At 62.0% G+C, this 6,308-nt stretch carries 4 protein-coding genes; all 4 read right to left on the bottom strand.

Annotated features, from left to right (window positions below):
* Positions 1-71: 71 nt before the first annotated feature.
* A complete protein-coding gene (locus tag R6U20_RS03995; protein ID WP_410336577.1) occupies positions 72-1,649 on the bottom strand; it encodes an efflux RND transporter permease subunit in 1,578 nt (525 codons plus the stop codon).
* Between the two features lie 61 nt (positions 1,650-1,710).
* Entirely contained in the window at positions 1,711-2,916 is a 1,206-nt protein-coding gene (locus R6U20_RS03990; protein ID WP_410336576.1) for an efflux RND transporter periplasmic adaptor subunit, read from the bottom strand.
* A gap of 64 nt (positions 2,917-2,980) precedes the next feature.
* Complete coding sequence (locus tag R6U20_RS03985; protein WP_410336575.1) at positions 2,981-4,549, bottom strand: efflux transporter outer membrane subunit; 1,569 nt, start codon at positions 4,547-4,549, stop codon at positions 2,981-2,983.
* Entirely contained in the window at positions 4,546-5,202 is a 657-nt protein-coding gene (locus tag R6U20_RS03980; RefSeq protein WP_410336574.1) for a TetR/AcrR family transcriptional regulator, read from the bottom strand. Before R6U20_RS03980 ends, R6U20_RS03985 begins: the two co-directional genes overlap by 4 nt.
* Positions 5,203-6,308: the final 1,106 nt, after the last annotated feature.

The raw sequence follows: 6,308 nt of genomic DNA, 5'->3' as shown, positions 1-6,308 counted from the left end.
GATCGGTGATCCGTATCTTCCGGACGGGACGATCAAGGGTTATGACCGGGAGGACTACAATATCGACTCGATCAAGCCCGGCAGTCCCGGGCCCGCTTCAAGGGCCTGTTAATGAAGCGGTTCAGCGCATCAGCAAAGCGCTGTTGCACGCGTTTTAAGCGGCGGACGAAGGCGTTTTCGTCTTCGGCAGGCGTTTTCTTGACGTTCGACAGGTGGTACGGCAAGATGAAGAGCACCTCGACCAGCGAGAGCAAGAGCACCACGATCACGATAAACGGGATATCGCCCAGGAACTTGCCCAGAATGCCTTCGATGAAGAGCAGCGGCATGAAGGCCGCGACGGTGGTGAGCACTGCGAAGATGACCGGTCCCGAAACGCGCGAGGTGCCCAGGACCGCCGCGTCGGTGGGGTCGGCGCCTTTTTCTTGCTCCGCAAACACATTCTCGCCCACTACAATCGCATCATCGACCACGATGCCGATCGAGAGGATGAAGCCAAAGAGCGAGATCAGGTTGATGGAGGTGCCGGTCAGGTACATCACGCCAAACGTGCCCACAAACGCCAGCGAGATACCGACCGAGGTCCAGAACGCCAGGCGCGGATTCAGGAACAGCATGAGCGTGGCGATAACCAGCAGCAGCCCCAGGATGCCGTTTTCGATGAGCAGATTCAGGCGGCTCTGCAGATTTTCGGCTTCGTTCTGCCAGATGCCGACTTGAATGCCGTCGGGCAGCGACGGGCGAAACTCGGTGTCGAGATGGTTCTGCACGACCTCCACGTTACGCAGCACCTGCTCGTTGCCCGTACGAAAGACCTGCAAGAACGCCGCGCGCTCGCCGTTGAACCGGGTGATGAGGTCGGCATCCTCGAATCCGTCAATGACCGTGGCCACATCGCCAAGGCGAAGCTGCGTGCCATCGTCGCGGCTAATCAGCACAATGTCCTCAAAGTCCTGCTTGGTGTAGTTTTGCCCCTGCGTGCGGATGAGAATCTGCTCGCTATCGGTTTCGATTTCGCCGCCCGGCAGGTCCAGGCTGCCCTCACGCACGAGCCCAGCCACCTGCGAAAGCGTGAGCCCGTAGGTGCGCAAGGTCTGGCGGTCGAGTTCAATCGAGATTTCGTAGTCACGAATCCCGGACCGTTCAATGAGCGAGATTTCGGGATACTGTGTAAGCTGGCGGTCGAGCTGCTTCGCGGCTTCCTTCAGAGCGGACTCGCTGGCGCGTCCGTAGATGGCCACCTGCAAGACCTGCCGCCGATTTGAGAGCTCGGTAACCGTGGGCTGCTCTGCCTCCTCCGGAAATGCAGTGATGCGGTCGACCTCCTGCTTGATCTCGTCGCGCACCTGAGCGGCATCGGCGCCGCGCTGTAGCTCGGCCGTCACCACCCCGAAGTTCTCCGAGGCCGTCGCCAGCACGCGGTCGATGCCCTCTACGCCCTGAATCCGGTCTTCGATGCGCTGCACAATCGACTCCTCGATCTCTTCGGGCGTGCTACCGGGGTACTCTACGCGCACCTGCACCGCATCCAGGCTGAACTCGGGAAAGACCTCTTGCACCACCGCAAACGCGCTGATGCTGCCCACCAGAAAGATCAGGATAAACAGCAAGTTGGAGGCCACGCCGTTACGGGCCATCCAGTCAATCATACGGGTCATGGGCGTGCAGGAAGAACGGTAGGGGGAGGCGAAGAAGCGGTGCTACGGCGCACTATTCCGTGGCACGGCGGACGGTCATGCTGTCGCTGACCACGGGGAGGTCGTCGGTAATGACAGGACGCCCGTCGGTCAGATCGCCGGTCACAAAGGCCTGGTCGTCGACATGCTGCACCACGGTTACGTCGCGCATTACGAGCATCGTATCGGCTTCAACCGTCCACACGGTGCCGTCATTGCGTACGGCGCGGCGCGGCACCGCGTAGTAGCGGTCGAGCGAACGCCCTTCGATGTCAACGGAGACGTACGACCCCACCGCGAGCGGCGGATCGTCGTCGGTGTCTGTGTCGGTGTTAGGACGCGTGTCGTAGGGCGCATCCACGCGCACGGCTACGTTCACGGTGCGCGTCTGTGCATCGAGCGCGCCCTCCACGCGGTCTACGTAGCCATCCCATGTGTACTCCGTACCGCCGTAGGTGAGCGTGACCGTGGCCGAGCGTGGCTCGTCTGTTTGCCGGGCGCTGGTCTGCCACAGCCCCTCGATGAGCGCGGCCCGCCCTGATTCGAGCGGCACTACGACCTCGGCCTGCTCGGTGCTGTAAAGCTGCGCGATGGGCGTGCCCGGCGCCACGTATGCGCCCTGGTTGGCTTGCGTGGTGCGTATGCGTCCGTCAAACGGCGCTACGAGGGCAGTGCGCTCCAGATTGGTCTGGGCGGTTTCGAGCTGGGCCTGGGCGCTTTCAAGGTTCGCCTCGGCCGCCCGAAGCTGGGGTTCGCGGAAGAGCAGCCGCCCCAGTTCGGTGCTGTCGGGCTCGGGGGCGTCTGCCGCCCGCTGACGCATCCGATCGTATTCTTCTTTGGCGATGCCCACCTCCTCGCGTGCTTGCAGCACCTCGAACTGTCCTTGCGTAACCGCAGCCCGTGCCTGACGCACCTGGCTCTGGTAATCTGCCGGGTCGATACGGGCGAGCGTGTCGCCGGTACGGAAGGTGCCGCCACTCACAAAGGCATCGCTCACCGATACGATACGCCCGCCCACTTCGGCGGTGAGGTCGATCTCGCGTGGCGGACGCACCGTGCCGGTGCCGCGCACTTGTAGCGCCCCCGAGCGCAGTTCGATGGGCGTGCTGCTCACGAGCGGAGCTTCGTTCGAGGGCGGATCTTGCGGCGGAGCGCTGCGCAGCGCCACCAAAATCACGGCCAGCACAAGGCTGCCCACAATGAATCCGCCACCGATGATATACGATTTGTATTCGCGCATGGGGCAAAGAGAACGCGGCTACCACGTGGCAGCCTAAGTGAAGAAACAGGCGTGAAGGTACAGGTCAATCGGCGGTATCGGCCGCTGCATCCGGGCGGTAGGTGTCGCGGAACAGTCGGGGGTCGTCGGACTCGGGCGGCGCAACCCACGCCCCGCCCAGGGCCCGATGCAGTGCAATGCGGCTGCCGACCAGCGCTTCTTCGGCGGCAGTAAGGCGCTGTGCGGCCTGAAGGCGCGTGCGCTCGGCGTCGAGGGCTGTGGCGTAGTCGCCAATGCCTCGCTCGTAGCGGCGCATCTGGTTGGATGCGCTGGATTCGGCCTCTTCGAGTTGGTCCTGCACCAGCGCGTACTGCTCTTGCTGCTTCTCGTAGGCGGTGAGCGCCGCGTGCACTTCTTGGAGTGCGGTGAGCAGCGTTTGTTCGTAGGTAGCTCGCGCTTGCGTGTAGCGCGCCTCAGCCGCGTCTTGCTCGGCGCGCAGGCGACCCGCCTGAAATACGGGCGCGGCCACCGACGCCACCAGCGAAGTAAAGCGCTGATCGATGTTCAGCAGGTCGTCGAGCGTGCTGTTCTGGACGCCGCCCTCACCGGTGAGCGAGAAGCTGGGCAGCCGGTTGGCTCGTGCCACGCCAATCTCACGCCGGGCCGCGTTAAGTTCGCGAGCATCGGCGCGGAGGTCGGGGCGCGCCATGAGCAGGTCGGAGGGAAGTCCGGGCGGCACCGGCTGTAGGGTAGCCAGCACCTCATCGCGGGGCGCAGAGCGGGCGGCCTGCATCACGGCCTCGTCTACATCGCCGACAAATTGTCCGAGCGTAACGGAGAGGCGGCCTCGTGCGTCGGCAAGCTGGCTCTCGCGCTGGGGCTGCTCGGCCTGGGCCGCTTGCAACTCCTGACGTAGCGCGTACACCTCGAACGAGCGTACCAGCCCGCGGTCGTAGCGGTCTTCAGCCAGGTCCACGCGTTCTTGCAGCACCCGAATGGTTTCCTCGCCCAGCCGGATCTCGCGCTCCAGCGTAGCCACTTCAAAGTAGGTGCTAATGGTTTGCGCGATAACCTGCTGGCGGGCGGTCTGCACCGCATCCACTGAGCCCATAAACCGCTCCAGGGCTGCGCCGCGCTGGTTGCGCAGGCGGCCCCAGAAATCGAGTTCGTACGACAGCGCCAGCGACAGGCTGTACGTATCAAACGTAAAGCGATCGGGCACAGACCCGTCGGGCGCCCCACCGCCGCCCAGTGCTCCACCGATGCCGGTGTTTGCAGGCTGCGTCTGGCGGTTGTAGCTGCCGTTCGCCGTAGCCTGGGGGAACAGCGGGGCCCGCGCAATCTGAAGCTGACTGGCGACTTCGTCAACGACCGCGCGGGTGCGCTCCAGGTCCAGATTGCGCACCAGGGCCGTGTCGATGAGCGCGTTCAGCGCCGGATCGTCGAAGGCCGTCCACCAGCGGACTGGATCGAGGCGCGTGGAGTCATTTTCGGCGTAGAGCGGGCCATCCTCTACGAGCGGCGTGTCGTATGCGTCGGGGAGCGTGGCCTCGGTCTCGGGCGAATCCATCTGTGGCGTGAGCGAGCACCCGGATCCAACCAGAAACAGAGCCGCAACAAGTGCGCTGCACAGCGCCGTTGGCGAGTAGGTCATGCAGAGGAGGGCGACGATGAGACATCGGGATGCTTGAGGCCGCGGTAAACGACATCGAAAATCTGCTCTTTGCGCATCTCAACGAAGCTAGTCCAGTCTGCCTCGGCAGGCGCGTGCATGCGCTCGACCGTCGGGCGCGCAACAAATGGAAAGATGCAGCTGGCAATGATGGTGAGCAGCGTATGGTCGGGGTCCACGGGGCGAATTTCGCCGGACTCAATGGCGCGTTCAATCGCGTTTCGGAAGAGGCGTGGGGGCGTATCGGTACCCGCATTGGCCATCTCTTGCAAATGCTCGCCCAAAAGCGGACCGCCGCGCAGGTTTTCGCTCACGAGCAGACGCATAGCGTGGGTGTGGGTCTGGCAGAACGCCACGTATCCGCCAATGAAGCGGCGAAGGAGCTCGGCGAACGAACCAGCTTCGTGCAACGCCTGGTGATCGAACGACGCCATGAAGCGCTCCATGGTGTGGCCGAATACGGCCTCGTACAGGTCGGCCTTGGTGCGAAAGTAGTAGTGCAGCATCGACTTGTTGATGCCCGCAGTATCGGCAATCTGCTGCATACGGGCTCCCGTGCGTCCATGCTGGGCAAAGACAACCAAGGCAGACTCGAAAATCTGTTGCTCGGTGGATAGCTCGTCGTCAGTAGGCACGCGGTGGGGGTGCAAGGCTACAAAGTATGTTTTGCAACGTAGAGGACGCGCCACTGCAATTCAACCAAATAGTTTAACCAAGTTGTTAAGTAGTGCTCTGTCAACCCTCATTTTGGTGGTTGCACCACAGTACACGACAAAACCTGAGCGAGCCTTCACAGAATCGGTATGTCCGGTACCCCAGCGCGTCATTCCGAGAGCATGCGAGGAATCTCTCCGGAAACGACGGAGTCATCCCCGAGGGAGACAGCGATCCCTTCTTGTGTGGAGTTACGCACTTGACCTGAAATGGCATCATTTCCTGCATGAGGACGGGGCAGAGCCCCTAAACGACGGCGTCACGAGGCGGAGCCTCGTACCTGTTTAGCGTGGTTTTATACCTGCCTGAGCGTGCGAGCGGGCCTCGCTATGAGAGCGTCTTTCCGGTCACGTCATCCCGGACTTGATCCGGGATCCAGTGTGCTCCACCGAAGGTCGTGCCCTACGTTGTGAGGTGGGCGTTGAGATCCTTTCGCTGGGGGCGTCAGGATGACCTTGAGGTGCGAGGAAAGAAGGTCAAGCCACAAACCCGCTCCCCCTGGAGAGGGGAGCTGTCGCGCCAGCGACTGAGGGGGGGATGCGCACAGACCGCCGGGGGCGTGAGCAGTCTCCGGCTATGGGTGTGCTGGTTCGAAATGATGCTGGAATCGCTTCCCTCACCTTATCTCCCCAAGCGTTTGTTTTTGAAGGCCCAATCCCCTCACCTCTGTCTCCTCTCCCCCGGGGCTAGTCTATGCACACAACCTGAGATGGTGATAATCGTTGGTGATCGCTTGCCTGTCCTGAACTCGATTCAGAATCTGGATGACATTCGAGGGGGGCGTTCGAGTTGAAAGGGAGCTTTCGTCTCTAGCACCGTCCCCCCGACACGTCATCCTGAACTTGATTCAGGATCCATTCCCCCGACTATTCCCCCGAGAAGACGCCCAGATGGGTTCTTGTTGTAGGATCCAACAATCTCTCATTGAACAGGCGGTGGAGGAAACCAACGTTAAATAAACAATATAGCGGAGAAAAAGTTATGTGCAAGGACTAGCCCGCTGGGAGAGGAGGACTTTGTTTCAAGG

It is taken from the genome of Longimonas sp. (assembly GCF_046498435.1).
Taxonomy (GTDB): Bacteria; Bacteroidota; Rhodothermia; order Rhodothermales; family Salinibacteraceae; genus Longimonas.
Note: the sequence above shows the minus strand (reverse complement) of the source record. Positions and strands in the feature narration are given on the sequence as shown.

Excerpts from the sequence above, each read along its gene's own strand:
- R6U20_RS03995 (WP_410336577.1), bottom strand. The coding sequence starts at position 1,649 with ATGATTGACTGGATGGCCCGTAACGGCGTGGCCTCCAACTTGCTGTTT.
- R6U20_RS03990 (WP_410336576.1), bottom strand. The coding sequence starts at position 2,916 with ATGCGCGAATACAAATCGTATATCATCGGTGGCGGATTCATTGTGGGC.
- R6U20_RS03985 (WP_410336575.1), bottom strand. The coding sequence starts at position 4,549 with ATGACCTACTCGCCAACGGCGCTGTGCAGCGCACTTGTTGCGGCTCTG.